Here is a 14,274-nt window from a genome sequence, read left to right as displayed (position 1 = left end):
GGGCTGCGCCGTACCTGTAGGAGCGGCTTTAGCCGCGAATGGCCGCACTGGAGAGCACCTGACTTGCTAAAACGATCCCTCGGCACCCTGGCCCTCTTCGCTTTCCTGGCCGGCTGCGCCAGCCACGACATCGACCCACGCGGTTATGACAAAACCGGAACCGCCTCCTATTACGGTTCACGCCACCACGGCAAGCGCACCGCCAGCGGCGAACCCTTCAACCAGCATGGCCTGACCGCCGCCCACCGCAGCCTGCCTTTCGGCACCCGCGTACTGGTGACCAACATGGCCAACCAGCGCAGTGTGGTGGTACGCATCAACGACCGTGGCCCACATACCCGCGGCCGGCTGATCGACCTGTCACGCGCCGCCGCAGAAAAAATCGGCATGCTCCGTAGCGGAACAGCGCGCGTGCGAGTACAAGGGCTTAGCGACTGACGCGACAGGAGTCCGACCATTTTCGACCTGGCCACCCTTCCCACCTTCAGCCTCCTGCAACTGGGCATCGCCCTGCTGTTGCTGGTGGGCGGCGCCGAGTTGCTGGTGCGCGCAGCGCTGCGCCTGGCCCAGCGCCTTCACGTACGCCCGCTGATCATCGGCCTGAGCCTGGTGGCCTTCGGCAGTACCGCGCCACAACTTACCGTAAGCCTGCAGGCTGCCTACCAGGGCGCGCCGGACGTGGCGGTGGGCAGCGTAATCGGCAGCAATATCTTCAACGTGCTGGTCATTCTTGGCCTGGCCGCGCTGATCATTCCCCTGCGCGTGTCGCGCCAACTGGTGCGCCTGGACATTCCGCTGATGATCATCGCCAGCGGCCTGGTCTATGCGCTGTCTGCCAACGGCCACCTGGGCCGGGTTGAAGGGGGGCTGTTGCTGCTGGGCCTGAGCGGTTACCTGGCGATGCTCTGGCACCAGTCGCGCCACTATGCCCGTACCTACCCTGCCCCGGACAGCGCAAAAACCGGTGCCGGGCGCTTCTGGTCCGGCACGCTGCTGCAGGTGCTGGCCGGCCTTGGCTTGCTGAGCCTGGCGGGCCACCTGCTGCTGGAGGCCGCTGTGGAGGTTGCCACCGACCTGGGCCTGTCCGAGCGCATCATTGGCCTTACCGTCGTCGCCATCTGCACCTCCCTGCCTGAACTGGCCGCCGCGCTGATTGCCGCCCTGCGCGGCGAACGGGAAATCGCCGTGGGTACGGTGATCGGCAGCAACCTGTTCAACCTGCTGGCTGTATTGGGCCTGACCGCACTCGTCACGCCCGAGCCGCTGTCGATCTCACCCAACGCGTTGTCTTTCGACCTGCCGGTGATGCTCGGCGTTGCAGCACTGAGCCTGCCGGTGTTTTATTCCGGCTATCGCGTCACCCGCGCCGAAGGCCTGGTATTCCTTTGCCTGTACCTGGCGTATGGCCTGCACGTAGCGGCCTTTACCATGGGGATGCCGCTGGCTGGTCGTCTTGAGCATTTGATGCTGTTCTATGTACTGCCGGTGCTCGCCATGGTGTTGCTGTTCACCACCGTGCGCGCCTGGCGCCGCCAACACTAAGGAAAACAACATGGCTGATAGCAACAAGACCGGCGAACAGATTCGCCGCCAGGTAATGGGCGATGCATTCGTCGACCGCGCACTGGGCAATGCCACCGACTTTACCCAGCCGCTACAGGACTTTGTCAATGAACATGCCTGGGGCAGCGTATGGGCCCGCGAGGGGCTACCACTGAAGACCCGCAGCCTGATTACCCTGGCCACGTTGACGGCACTCAAGTGCCCGCAAGAGCTCAAGGGGCATGTGCGCGGGGCATTGAACAATGGCTGTACGGTGGAGGAGATTCGCGAGGCATTGCTGCATTGCGCAGTGTATGCGGGAGTACCGGCGGCGATTGATGCCTTCAGGGCGGCACAGGAAGTGATCGACAGCTATCAGTAGTTGCCTGTACCGGCCTCTTCGCGGGCAAACCCGCCAAGAGGCCGGCACTGTCTTACTTGGCTTGGCGAGCCTTCTTCATCTTGAAGGCCACCCACAGCACCAGGATCCACCCCGGGATCAGCATCACCGAGATGCGGATCGGCGGCGTCAGGTACATCACCACCAGAATCAGCACGATGAACGCCAGGCACAGGTAGTTGGTCACCGGGTGCCCCCAGCTCTTGTAGAACGGGGTAATGCCGGCGGCCAGCTTGGCCTTGCGGAATTTCAGGTGGGTAATACTGATGCTCGCCCAGTTAATGACCAATGCCGACACCGCCAGGGCCATCAGCAAGCCAAAGGCCTCACCCGGCATCAGGTAGTTGATCACCACGCACAAGCCGGTCGCAAAGGCCGACACACCCAATGCAGTCAGCGGCACGCCGCTGCGGCTCACTTTCAGCAATTGACGCGGCGCGTCACCCTGGCTGGCCAGGCCGAACAGCATGCGGCTGTTGGCATACACACAGCTGTTGTACACCGACAGCGCGGCCGTCAGCACCACGATGTTGAGGATGGTCGCTACCAGGTCGCTGTCCAGCTCGTGGAAGATCATCACGAACGGGCTGCCGCCCTGCACGACCTTCTGCCACGGGTACAGCGACAGCAGCACCGCCAGGGCACCGATGTAGAAGATCAGGATGCGGTAAACCACCTGGTTGGTGGCCTTGGGAATGCTCTGGCGAGGGTTGTCAGCCTCGGCAGCGGTGATACCCACTAGCTCCAGGCCACCGAACGAGAACATGATCACCGCCAGCGCCATCACCAGGCCAGTGACACCGTTAGGGAAGAAGCCGCCGTATTGCCACAGGTTGGCCACGCTGGCATCCGGGCCGCCATGGCCGCTGCTCAGCAGCCAGGCGCCAAAGCCGATCATGCTGACGATGGCGACCACCTTGACCAGGGCGAACCAGAACTCCATCTCGCCGTAGACCTTTACCTGGGTCAGGTTGATGAGGTTGATCACCACGAAGAAGATCGCTGCCGTGGCCCAGGTCGGGAACTCTGGCCACCAGTACTGCACGTAGATACCCACCGCAGTCAGCTCGGCCATGCCGACCAGCACGTACACCACCCAGTAATTCCAGCCCGACACGAAGCCGGCGAACTCGCTCCAGTACTGGTGGGCGAAGTGGCTGAAGCTGCCGGCGACCGGCTCTTCCACCACCATTTCGCCCAACTGGCGCATGATCAGGAAAGCCATCAGGCCAGCGATGGCATAGCCCAGCAGTACGGAAGGGCCTGCCAGCTGGATGGTCTGGGCGATGCCCAGGAACAAACCGGTGCCGATGGCCCCGCCCAGCGCGATCAACTGGATATGGCGATTCTTCAGCCCGCGCTGTAACCGCTCGGGCGTGCTCTGGTCTTGCATGAAGTGTCCTTTAGCTCAGTGAGGCTGTGTTTTTGTGTTGTTTGCAGTCAAGGATCTAGATCCATCCGCCCCACTGCAAGATGAAAATGCCGATATTGGTGGTGATCGCCGCCATTAGCGTGGTAATCACGATGATCGACGCTGCCAGCTCATGGTTACCATTGGCCGCTCGCGCCATCACATAGCTGGCGGCTGCGGTCGGGCTGCCGATGTACAGGAACAGGATACCCAGCTCCGCCCCCCGGAAACCGCACAACCATGCACCGAGGGTACCGAGCAGTGGCAGCCAGACCATCTTCACCAGGCTGGCATCGATGGCCAGCCTGCCACTGTCGCGCAACGCCGCCAGCGACAGTGTGCCGCCAATGCAGATGAGCGCCAGCGGCAGGGTCATCTGCGCCAGGTAGTCGCCCGAGGTCAACAGCCAGTTGGGCAGCGGCACCTGACCGTAAGCCATGGGCGTGGCTACCAATACGCTGATGATCAACGGGTTGCTGAAAATGCTCTTGCAGATGCTCCACGGGTCGGACTTGAGGTCCGGGCTGTACACCGCCAGTACCACTGCCGACAGCGAGTTGTACATGAGGATGACCAGGCCGGCGAGCACCGCCCCCAAGGAAATACCATAGTCACCGTACAGGCTGGCGGCCAAGGCCAGGCCGATCACGCCGTTGTTGCCGCGAAACGCGCCCTGGGTATAGATGCCCCGCTCTGCCAGCGGGCTGCGCCAGATGGCCAGGCCCCAGGCGATGGCGAAACCGACCAGGGTGGCGACGATGAAGTAGAGGATGACACCCGGTTTTACCGCAGAGGCCAGGTCGGCGTGGTAGATGCCGAGGAACAGCAGCGCCGGCATGCAGACGTTGAACACCAGTTGCGAGGCGACGCGGTTGAAGTTGTCATCGATCAGATGGATGCGTTTGAGCAGTACGCCCATGAACAGCATGGCGAAGACCGGTGCCGTGATGTTCAGCGTCTGGATAAGAAGGGCGAGCATGCGCAAGCGATCCTGGAGGGGGTTGCCGTTAGGGGGCTAATGATACGCCAACGGCTGGGATTTGCGGGGATCGCGGGGTGTTATAGAGAAATTTCTGTCAGTGCCGGCCTCTTCGCGGGGCAAGCCCGCGAAGAGGCCGACGCAGATTCAGCGCCGAACCGGGCGCTTCTGCAGTTTGCGCTGCAAGGTCCGCCGGTGCATGCCCAGCGCCCGTGCAGTGGCCGAGATGTTGCCCTCGTGCTCATTCAACACGCGCTGGATGTGCTCCCACTGCAGGCGGTCGACCGACATCGGGTTTTCCGGCACCAGGGTATCCAGGTCGGTGTGCTCCGACAGCAGCGCCGCCAGCACGTCATCGGCATCGGCCGGCTTGCACAGGTAGTTGCAGGCGCCACGCTTCACCGCCTCCACCGCCGTGGCAATGCTCGAGTACCCGGTCAGGATCACCACGCGCATTTCCGGGTCCAGCTCCAGCAGCTTGGGCAGCAGCACCAGGCCCGAGTCGCCGTCCATCTTCAGGTCCAGCGTGGCGTAGTCCGGCAGGTCCTGCTGGGCCAGGATCAAGCCCTCCTCGGCAGAACTGGCAGTGCTCACGCGGAAACCGCGGCGGCTCATGGCCCGGGCCATGACCCGGGTGAAGGTGGCATCGTCATCCACCAGCAGCAGGTGCGGCAGCTCTTCGCTTTCGACCTGGTTTTCTTCGCTCATCATTCATCTCCTCGCTTGCCATAGGGCAGGCGCAGTTCGGTCAGGGTGCCACCCTGTTCATGACTATAGAGTTTCACCGAACCGCCCGCACGGGTCACGCTGGCCTTGCTCAAGAACAGGCCAAGGCCGAAGCCTTTGCCTTTGGTGGTAATGAAGGGTTTGCCGATGGCTTCGGCAATGGCCGGCGGCACGCCCGGGCCGTGGTCGCGGATGCTGATGACGATGTCGTGGGCGTCCCAGTCCAGGCGCACCTCCAGATCATCGGGGCAGGCATCGGCGGCATTGTTCAACAGGTTCAGCAACGCCTGGGTCAGGTCCGGTGGCGGAGTCAGGCGCGGCACTTTGCCGTCGCGCAGGCGCTGGAAGCGGTAACTGGCTTCCGGGCGCATCAGGTGCCAGCGGTTCAGCGCCTCGTCCAGCCAGGCGGTCACGTCCTGCTCCACGATCGCCAGGCGGCGGTTGGCTTCGGCGGCGCGCACCAGCTGCTGCAACGTCTCTTTGCACAGCTTTACCTGGTCTTGAAGGATCTGCAGGTCTTCCTGCAACAGTGGGTCAGTGTGGTCCTGGCGCATTTCGTTTATCAGCACGCTCATGGTCGCCAGCGGCGTGCCCAGCTCATGTGCGGCACCGGCGGCCTGGGTGGCCACGGCCAGCAACTGCTCGTCACGCAGGCTTTCTTCACGCCGCTCGGAACGCAGCTGCTCCTGGCGGCGCAGCTCTTCGGCCATGCGCGCAGCAAAGAAGGTGATCACCGCTGCGGCCAGGGCAATACTGAGCCACATGCCGTACACCTGCATCTTGTCCCGCGCCATCGGCAGGCCTTCGAGTGGGTAGAACTGCACCAGCAGCAGGCTGTAGGCCGTCAGGGCAATGCCCGAAAGAATCAGCGAATACAGCCACGGCAAGGTCACCGCAGCAATCGCCAGCGGTACCAGGTAATACGACACGAACGGGTTGGTCGAGCCACCGGAGTAATACAGCAAGGCACTGTGGATCAGCAGGTCACAGGCCAGTTGCAGGGCATATTCCATTTCGGTGACAGGCAGCGACAGTCGCAGGCGCAGGGCCGTGAAGGCGCACAGCAGCGAGGACAAGGCCAAGGTGCCAGCCAGCGACAGCCAAGGCAAAGGCAGCAGTTCGGTCCAGTAGGCAACGCCCACGGAGCCTGCCTGGGCAGCCAGGACCAGGACCCGAATGACGGTCAGGCGCCAGAGGTTCTGGCGGGTAGCAGACAGCGGTTGTACGGCGGCGAGCATGAGCTCTCCTGATGAGTGCTCCAGAAAAATCGGCTGGAGTATACCGAAGCCGGGCGCCTCGCTGCAGCGATGCGGCAAAGCGCCACACTTTGTCACAGGTTCATGATGGCACTTTTGAACCCACTACACTGTTGCCGGTCAGATGGGCCATGCGTGGAATGGATGACCAGACCCCACGCCTTTTATTGCCAAGGAGTACCACATGCAAATCCCTCGTCGCGGCGCCGCCCTTGTCCTGTCTTGCGGCCTGCTCGCCAGCCTGCCGGTGCTGGCTGCCGATGAACCGCGTTACAACCAGGTATCGCTGCGTGCCGAAGTCAGCAAGGAAGTGGCGCGTGACCTGATGGTCGTGACCCTGTACAGCGAAGCGCAGAACACCGACCCGGGCAAGCTCGCCAAGCAGATCACCGAAACCATGAACAAGGCCGTGCAGCAGTCGCGCCAGGTCAAGGACGTGAAGATCAGCCAGGGCAGCCGCAACAGCTACCCGGTCTATGACAGCAAGGGCCAGAAGATCACCGGCTGGCGCGAGCGCGCCGAGCTGCGCCTGGAAAGCGCCAACTTCCCGGCCCTGTCCCAGCTTACCGCCGACCTGCTTCAAGAACTGAAAATGGGCGGCATGGACTTCTCCATTGCCCCGGCCACACGCAAGGCCAGCGAGGATGCACTGCTCAAGGACGCGGTCGATGCCTTCAAGGCGCGTGCGCAACTGGCCACCGAGGCGCTGGGCGGCAAGGGCTACAAAGTGGTCAGCCTGAACCTCAACAGCAGCGGCTACCCGCGCCCGTATTTGCGTAGCGCACCGATGGCGATGAAGGCCATGGGCGCTGACGAGGCGGCGCCAGCGCCGGATATCGAGGCGGGTACCAGTGAAGTGAGCATGAATGCCGATGGCCTGATCGAAGTGCAGATGCCCTGACAGCCACAAGCTTCAAGCAGCAAGCTACAAGTGGACCGTGAACACCGTCTGCTTTGCCTTGCAGCTTGAAGCTTGCCACTTATAGCTGCTTTTCAGACCTTTCCTACGCACTACAACGGTGCTTCCTACATTTAATCCCGCCTCGAAACATCCTGCAAAATGCCATCATTTTGCCTGCGCAAACGTTTAACTTCTCCGAAAGTTATACCGATGCGACATACATGTACGGTCGTACCACCTTTCTGGCGCCAACTATCCTTCTACCTGTTGCATTGGGAACATCCCCTGCATAAGTATCCGCAGGTCGGCTCACGAGGCCACCTCATCCGAAAAATGACAACAATGAGGCCACCATGCTCAAACACGCAGTCATTCCGTTCCTGCTGGGTGCAGGCTTGCTCACCGGCGCACCGTCGGCGCTTGCCGCGTCCAACCTGGTGTTCTGCTCCGAAGGCAGCCCGGCCGGTTTCGACCCGGGGCAGTACACCACCGGGACCGACTTCGACGCCTCGGCCGAGACCATGTTCAACCGCCTGACCCAGTTCGAACGCGGCGGTACAGCAGTCATCCCGGGCCTGGCGACCAAGTGGGAAGTGTCGAACGATGGCAAGACCTACACCTTCCACCTGCGTGAAGGCGTCAAGTTCCACACCACCGACTACTTCAAGCCCTCCCGCCCCTTCAACGCCGACGACGTGCTGTTCACCTTCAACCGCATGCTCGACAAGGACCACCCGTTCCGCAAGGCCTACCCCACCGAGTTTCCGTACTTCACCGACATGGGCATGGACAAGAACATCGCCAAGGTGGAGAAACTCGACGAGCACACGGTGAAGTTCACCCTCAACGAAGTCGACGCCGCGTTCATCCAGAACCTGGCCATGAGCTTCGCCTCCATCCAGTCCGCCGAATACGCCGACCAGTTGCTGAAAAACGGCAAGGCGGCCGACATCAACCAGAAGCCGATCGGTACCGGCCCGTTCGTGTTCAGCAAGTATCAGAAAGACGCGCAGATCCGCTTCAAGGGCAACAAGGACTACTGGCAACCCGATGACGTGAAGATCGACAACCTGATCTTCGCCATCACCACCGATGCCTCGGTGCGCATGCAGAAGCTGAAGAAGAACGAGTGCCAGGTCACCCTGTTCCCCCGCCCGGCTGACATCGAGCCGCTAAAGGCCGACAAGAACCTGCAGATGCCACAGCAGGCCGGCTTCAACCTTGGCTACATCGCCTACAACGTGATGGACAAGATCAAGGGCAGTAATGAGGCCAACCCGATGGCCCAGCTGAAAGTGCGCCAGGCGCTGGACATGGCGGTGGACAAGAAGAAGATCATCGAGTCGGTCTATCAGGGCGCCGGCCAGTTGGCCGTCAACGCCATGCCACCAACCCAGTGGTCGTATGACGACAGCATCAAGGATGCGCCATACGACCCCGAGAAGGCCAAGCAGTTGCTCAAGGAAGCCGGCATCAAGGAAGGCACCGAAATCACCCTGTGGGCCATGCCCGTGCAACGCCCGTACAACCCCAATGCCAAGCTGATGGCCGAAATGCTCCAGTCCGACTGGGCCAAGATCGGTATCAAGGCGAAAATCGTCAGCTACGAATGGGGCGAATACATCAAACGCTCCAAAGGCGGCGAACAGGGCGCCATGCTGATTGGCTGGAGCGGCGACAACGGCGACCCGGACAACTGGCTGGGCACCCTCTACGGCTGCGATGCGGTCGATGGCAACAACTTCTCCAAATGGTGCTACAAGCCCTACGACGACCTGATCAAGCAGGCCAAGGCCACCTCCGATCAGGCCAAGCGCACCGAGCTGTACCAGAAGGCACAGCACATCCTCAAGGAGCAGGTGCCGATCACCCCGATCGCCCACTCCACCGTGTACCAGCCCATGAGCGCCAAGGTGAAGGACTTCAAGATCAGCCCGTTTGCGCTGAACTCCTTCTACGGCGTCAGCGTGGACAAATAGGGTAACTGCGGCACCCGCGCAATAGCGGGTGCCTTCCCCCATCACCTCTTCATGTCGTCCTGTGGCTACCCGCCGCGGGTTGGGTGAACTGTTGCCGCCATTCGTACCCGAGGCGGTGCAAACAGACGAAAAAGGATTCGCCATGCGCCACGCTACCTGCCTGTCAGCCCTGTTGACCCTGGGCCTGATCAGCCAATCCCCTGCCTCGCTGGCCAACAGCCTGGTGTTCTGCTCCGAAGGCAGCCCTGCCGGTTTCGACACGGCCCAGTACACCACCGCCACCGACAACGACGCCGCCGAACCGATCTACAACCGCCTGGTGGAGTTCGAGCGCGGCGGCACCGCCGTACACCCTGCCCTGGCGACGCGCTGGGAGGTATCGGACGATGGCCTGCAGTACACCTTCCACCTGCGCGAAGGGGTGAAGTTCCACAGCAACAAGGCCTTTACCCCGAGCCGTGACTTCAACGCCGACGACGTGCTGTTCACGTTCAATCGCATGCTCGACAAGGGCCATCCGTTCCGCAAGGCCTACCCCGCCGAATTTCCCTATTTCATCAGCATGGGCCTGGACAAGAACATCGCCCGCGTCGAGAAAATCGACCCGATGACCGTGGCATTCACCCTGAACACGGTCGATGCCGCGTTCATCCAGAACCTGGCCATGAGTTTCGCCTCCATCCTCTCTGCCGAATACGCCAACCAGCTAATGGCCAGCGGCCGCCCCAGTGACATCAACCATTGGCCCATCGGCACCGGGCCGTTCGTGTTCCAGCGTTACCAGAAGGATTCGCAGATACGCTTCAAGGGCAACAAGGATTACTGGGCACCGAATGAAGTGAAGATCGACAACCTGGTGTTCTCGATCAACATCGACCCCTCTGTGCGTATCCAGAAGCTGCGCCGCAACGAATGCCAGGTCACCCTGCACCCACGCCCGGCCGACCTGCCGGCACTCAAGGCCGACAGCAAGCTGCAGGTGCTGCAGCAGCCAGGCTTCAACCTCGGCTACATCGCCTACAACACCCAGCACCCGCCATTCGACCGCGTGGAAGTACGCCAGGCGATGGACATGGCGGTGAACAAGACAGCCATCATCCAGGCGGTGTATCAGGACTCCGGCCAACGGGCGGTCAACGCCATGCCGCCCACCCAGTGGTCCTATGACGAAAGCCTCAAGGACGCCCCCTACGCCCCGGAAAAGGCCAAACAGCTGCTCCAGCAGGCCGGGGTCAAGCCTGGCACCGAAGTCACCCTGTGGGCCATGCCCGTACAGCGTCCGTACAACCCCAACGCCAAGCTGATGGCTGAAATGCTCCAGGCCGACTGGAGCAAGCTCGGGTTCAAGGTGCGCATCGTCAGCTATGAATGGGGCGAGTACATCAAGCGCATGAAAAGCGGCGAGCACGACATCGCCCTGATCGGCTGGACCGGTGACAACGGCGACCCGGACAACTGGCTGGGCACCCTCTACAGCTGCGATGCCATCGGCAGCAACAACTACTCGCTGTGGTGCGACCCGCAGTACGACAGCCTGGTCAAGCAAGCCAAGCAGGTTACCGACCGCACCCAGCGCACCGCCCTGTACCAGCAGGCCCAGCAGCGGCTGAAGCAACAGGTGCCGATTACCCCGGTGGCGCATTCCACGGTTAACCAACCGCTCAGCGTCAAGGTTTCCCAGTTCAAGGTCAGCCCGTTTGGGCGCAATGATTTTTCCGGTGTGAGTGTGGACTGATTTGTAGCCCTCAAGGGCCTCTTCGCGGGTAAACCCGCTCCCACAGCGTTATCCCCAAGCCAGGAATCTGCACAGATCCCAGTGGGAGCCGGCTTGCCGGCGATTGGGCCAGTACAGGCAACACAACACCCCGATTTTAGCCCGGCGATCCCGCGGCAACCCTGGCAACACCGCAACAACCATCCGGCCCACAAGGCCGGCAATAACTAGAAAAGAATGGGAGCTTCAACCTTGAGAGTATTCACCTTGACCGCACTGGCTTTATCCATCAGTGCCTTATCCACCGTGGCCCAGGCCGACCCGCAAAGCCAGGAATACATTCCACTCACCCTCAAAGCCAGCAGCGAGCAGGCACAAGCCAGCGGCTTCATCGACGGCCAGAGCCTGTCCGGCACCACCCGCAACTGGTACGCCCGCGAGCGCGCCGCCCGCGCCCCGCTGTGGCGCTACTACAAGAACGATGGCACTCGCCACGCCACCCACAGCCGCGAAAACTGGCTGCAGGGCACCATCCTCAACTACAGCTCCGGCTTCACCCAGGGCACCGTGGGCATTGCCGTCGAGGCCGCCGGCTACAACGCCATCGCCCTGCAACAGAGCCGCCAGGCCGTCGCCGGCCCCAACAACCGCACGCTCACCCACAGCGATGGCGACCCCATCGGCCAGTGGAGCAAGCTGGGCCTGGGCAATATCAAGGCGCGCGTATCCAACACCACCCTTACCCTCGGCCGTCAGTCGGTGGACACGCCGATGATCGCCTACATCGGCAACCGCGCCCTGCCGTCGAGCTTCCAGGGTGCGTTCCTGCACAGCGCCGAGTTCGACAACCTCAGCTTCGACGCGGGCACCTTCGACCGCGTCTCGCCACGTACCGAGCAAAGCCTCAGCAAATTCCGCAGCGAATACAGCGCCACCGGCGTGGAAACCGACCGCGCCAGTACCGCTGGCATCAACTACCAGCCGTTCAAGAGCCTGAGCACCAGCCTGTACGCCACCAAGGTCGACGACTTCTGGAACCAGTACTACTTCGGCGCCAACCACATGCTGGGCGACAGCGCGGTACTCAGCCTGAGCACCGGCCTGAACTACTACAAGACCGTAGACGCCGGCAGCCAGAAAATGGGCAAGATCGACAACGACGTCTACAGCCTGTCGCTCGACCTGACCCACCAGGCCCACACCCTCGGTGCCTCCTGGCAGCAGGTCAACGGCAACGAGTACTTCGACTACCTGCACGAGACCAACGGCATCTACCTGGCCAACTCGCTGCTGTCGGACTTCAACGGCCCCAACGAAAAATCGCTGAAGATCTCCTACGTACTGAACATGGCGCCCTACGGCGTGCCGGGGCTGAAGTTCAACCTGTACAACGCCCGTGGCTGGGGTATCGACGGTACCCATTACCGTGGCACGGCCTACGACGTGAATGGCCTGGACGGCGAAAACCACTACGAGTGGGGCATCGGCACCAGCTATGCGGTGCAAAGCGGGCCGCTGAAAGACACCAGCATCCGCGCCACCTATACCGCGCACCGCGCCAGCAAGGCACAAGGTGACGGCAGCCTCGACGAGTTCCGGGTGGTGACCACCATTCCGTTCAACATTCTCTGACCGCTGGCGCCACGGCCCGTTTCGCTGCGGGCCGTGGCAGCTACGCTGGAATCAATGCAAGCCGGGAGTCTGTGACCCATGCAGAGCGCTTTCATCAAATCGATACCGTTACGCCTTGCCCTGGCCGCGCTGGTGCTGAGCAGCGCCACGCAGCTGGCGGCCAAACCGCTGGTGGTGTGCACCGAGGCCAGCCCGGAAGGGTTCGACGTTGTGCAGTACACCACCGGCGTCACGTTCGATGCCACCGCCGAAACGCTGTTCAACCGCCTGGTCGACTTCAAGCCAGGTACCACCGACATCGAGCCGGCCCTGGCCGAACGCTGGGACATTTCCCCAGACGGCCTGACCTACACCTTCCATTTGCGTCAGGGCGTCAAATTCCACAGCACCGACTACTTCACCCCCACGCGCACGTTCAACGCCGACGATGTGCTATGGAGCCTGCGCCGTCAGCTCGACCCTGCGCACCCTTGGCATGACAAGACCAGTGTCGGTTACCCGTATTTCGAAAGCATGGCCTTCAAGCGCCTGCTCAAGTCGGTGGACAAGACCGACGACCACACCGTGGTGATCACCCTCACCCGGGCCGAAGCACCGTTCCTGCGCGACATGGCCATGGGCTTCACGTCGATCTATTCCGCCGAATACGGCGACCAGTTGCTCAAGGCTGGTAAAACCGCCGAGCTGAACAGCAAGCCGATCGGCACCGGCCCGTTCATCTTCCAGCGTTACAACAAGGACGCCCAGGTCCGCTTCAAACCCAACCCGGACTACTTCCGCGGCAAGCCGCCGGCCGATGCCCTGATTTTCGCCATCGCAACCGACAGCAACGTTCGCTTGCAGAAGTTGCGCGCCAATGAATGCCAGGTCGCGCTATACCCCAAGCCGGAAGATGTACCTTCGATCAAGGCCGACCCCAAGCTCAAACTGGCCGAGACCGAAGCGCTGGTCACGGGCTACATCGCCATGAATACCGAGCACAAATACCTCAGCGATGTGCGCGTACGCAAAGCCATCAATATGGCCTTCGACCGCCAGGCCCACGTTGACCAGCTTTTTGGCAAAGGCAATGCGCTGGTCGGCGTGAACCCTTACCCACCAACCATCATCGGTTACAACACCAGCAACAAGAACCCGCCACGAGACCTCGACAAGGCGCGCACCCTGCTCAAGGAAGCTGGCGTACCGGAGGGTACCGTCATCACACTGTTCACCCGCAACGGTGGCGGCATGACCAACCCTAATCCGCGCTTGTCCGCCGAGATGCTGCAAGCCGACCTGAAGCAGATCGGCCTGAAGCTGAACATTCGGGTGATGGAGTGGGCCGAAATGCTACGCCGTGCGAAAAATGGCGAAGCCGACCTGGTGTCCGTCGGCTGGGCCGGCGACAACGGCGACCCCGATAACTTCCTCACCCCGCTGCTGAGCTGCGAAGCGGCGAAGAATGGCGAAAACTACGCCCGCTGGTGCAACCCGAAATTCCAGGAGCTGATCACCCGCGCCCGCGAAGTGATCAATGACGAGGAACGTGCAAGGCTCTATAGCGAGGCATTGAAGGTGTACGATGACGACCAACCCTGGATCAGCATGGCCCACCCCAAGGTGTTCGTGGCCATGCGTGACAACGTGGAGGGCTACGTGATCAGCCCTCTGACCAAAAATAACTTCGCCACCACCAAGGTGAAGTAGAACAACAACGACCGCCGGCAACCCACACGGGGACCGGCGGCACTG

The 14,274-nt window shown here is 61.9% G+C and carries 12 protein-coding genes; 8 read left to right on the top strand and 4 right to left on the bottom strand.

From position 1 onward, the window contains the following. The first annotated feature begins 63 nt into the window (after positions 1-63). From QQ992_RS04915 to QQ992_RS04905, 3 genes are read left to right on the top strand one after another with little or no spacing between them, the layout of a single operon-like run. Positions 64-438 (top strand): septal ring lytic transglycosylase RlpA family protein, encoded by a 375-nt coding sequence (locus tag QQ992_RS04915; protein WP_286112434.1) that lies wholly within the window; start codon positions 64-66, stop codon positions 436-438. A gap of 60 nt (positions 439-498) precedes the next feature. After that, complete coding sequence (locus QQ992_RS04910) at positions 499-1,542, top strand: calcium/sodium antiporter (protein WP_286113899.1); 1,044 nt, start codon at positions 499-501, stop codon at positions 1,540-1,542. 10 nt (positions 1,543-1,552) lie between these two features. Then, on the top strand, positions 1,553-1,924 hold the full coding sequence (locus QQ992_RS04905) for a carboxymuconolactone decarboxylase family protein (RefSeq protein WP_016713161.1): 372 nt from the start codon (positions 1,553-1,555) through the stop codon (positions 1,922-1,924). A 52-nt stretch (positions 1,925-1,976) separates the two neighbouring features. Here QQ992_RS04905 and QQ992_RS04900 read toward each other — a convergent pair whose 3' ends face one another. The 4 genes from QQ992_RS04900 to QQ992_RS04885 all read right to left on the bottom strand — a co-directional run bounded on the left by QQ992_RS04900 (position 1,977) and on the right by QQ992_RS04885 (position 6,296). After that, positions 1,977-3,335, bottom strand: a complete 1,359-nt coding sequence (locus QQ992_RS04900) for an amino acid permease (RefSeq protein ID WP_286112431.1) — start codon at positions 3,333-3,335, stop codon at positions 1,977-1,979. Positions 3,336-3,390: 55 nt separating this feature from the next. Continuing rightward, positions 3,391-4,332, bottom strand: coding sequence for an AEC family transporter (locus QQ992_RS04895; protein ID WP_025753795.1), 942 nt, complete (start codon positions 4,330-4,332; stop codon positions 3,391-3,393). Between the two features lie 147 nt (positions 4,333-4,479). After that, the gene (locus QQ992_RS04890) at positions 4,480-5,040 is read right to left on the bottom strand and encodes a response regulator transcription factor (RefSeq protein ID WP_003255244.1); all 561 of its coding nucleotides are present in this window, start codon (positions 5,038-5,040) and stop codon (positions 4,480-4,482) included. Next, positions 5,040-6,296, bottom strand: a complete 1,257-nt coding sequence (locus QQ992_RS04885; protein WP_105946944.1) for an ATP-binding protein — start codon at positions 6,294-6,296, stop codon at positions 5,040-5,042. Before QQ992_RS04885 ends, QQ992_RS04890 begins: the two co-directional genes overlap by 1 nt. A 202-nt stretch (positions 6,297-6,498) precedes the next feature. On the opposite strand from QQ992_RS04885, the gene QQ992_RS04880 reads away from it, so the two are divergent. The 5 genes from QQ992_RS04880 to QQ992_RS04860 all read left to right on the top strand — a co-directional run bounded on the left by QQ992_RS04880 (position 6,499) and on the right by QQ992_RS04860 (position 14,229). Further along, positions 6,499-7,215 (top strand): SIMPL domain-containing protein, encoded by a 717-nt coding sequence (locus QQ992_RS04880; protein ID WP_016713165.1) that lies wholly within the window; start codon positions 6,499-6,501, stop codon positions 7,213-7,215. A gap of 353 nt (positions 7,216-7,568) precedes the next feature. Next, on the top strand, positions 7,569-9,194 hold the full coding sequence (locus QQ992_RS04875; RefSeq protein ID WP_286112427.1) for an ABC transporter substrate-binding protein: 1,626 nt from the start codon (positions 7,569-7,571) through the stop codon (positions 9,192-9,194). Positions 9,195-9,336: 142 nt separating this feature from the next. Then, entirely contained in the window at positions 9,337-10,929 is a 1,593-nt protein-coding gene (locus QQ992_RS04870) for an ABC transporter substrate-binding protein (RefSeq protein ID WP_286112426.1), read from the top strand. Between the two features lie 231 nt (positions 10,930-11,160). Then, entirely contained in the window at positions 11,161-12,540 is a 1,380-nt protein-coding gene (locus QQ992_RS04865) for an OprD family porin (RefSeq protein WP_286112425.1), read from the top strand. Positions 12,541-12,618: 78 nt separating this feature from the next. Beyond that, complete coding sequence (locus tag QQ992_RS04860) at positions 12,619-14,229, top strand: ABC transporter substrate-binding protein (protein ID WP_286112424.1); 1,611 nt, start codon at positions 12,619-12,621, stop codon at positions 14,227-14,229. Positions 14,230-14,274 lie beyond the last annotated feature (45 nt).

Source organism: Pseudomonas kurunegalensis (genome assembly GCF_030291635.1).
Lineage (GTDB): Bacteria > Pseudomonadota > Gammaproteobacteria > Pseudomonadales > Pseudomonadaceae > Aquipseudomonas > Aquipseudomonas monteilii.
Note: the sequence above shows the minus strand (reverse complement) of the source record. Positions and strands in the feature narration are given on the sequence as shown.

Coding starts and splice junctions, on each gene's coding strand:
- QQ992_RS04860 (WP_286112424.1), top strand. CDS start 12,619: ATGCAGAGCGCTTTCATCAAATCGATACCGTTACGCCTTGCCCTGGCC.
- QQ992_RS04875 (WP_286112427.1), top strand. CDS start 7,569: ATGCTCAAACACGCAGTCATTCCGTTCCTGCTGGGTGCAGGCTTGCTC.
- QQ992_RS04890 (WP_003255244.1), bottom strand. CDS start 5,040: ATGAGCGAAGAAAACCAGGTCGAAAGCGAAGAGCTGCCGCACCTGCTG.
- QQ992_RS04870 (WP_286112426.1), top strand. CDS start 9,337: ATGCGCCACGCTACCTGCCTGTCAGCCCTGTTGACCCTGGGCCTGATC.
- QQ992_RS04895 (WP_025753795.1), bottom strand. CDS start 4,332: ATGCTCGCCCTTCTTATCCAGACGCTGAACATCACGGCACCGGTCTTC.
- QQ992_RS04885 (WP_105946944.1), bottom strand. CDS start 6,296: ATGCTCGCCGCCGTACAACCGCTGTCTGCTACCCGCCAGAACCTCTGG.
- QQ992_RS04880 (WP_016713165.1), top strand. CDS start 6,499: ATGCAAATCCCTCGTCGCGGCGCCGCCCTTGTCCTGTCTTGCGGCCTG.
- QQ992_RS04900 (WP_286112431.1), bottom strand. CDS start 3,335: ATGCAAGACCAGAGCACGCCCGAGCGGTTACAGCGCGGGCTGAAGAAT.
- QQ992_RS04905 (WP_016713161.1), top strand. CDS start 1,553: ATGGCTGATAGCAACAAGACCGGCGAACAGATTCGCCGCCAGGTAATG.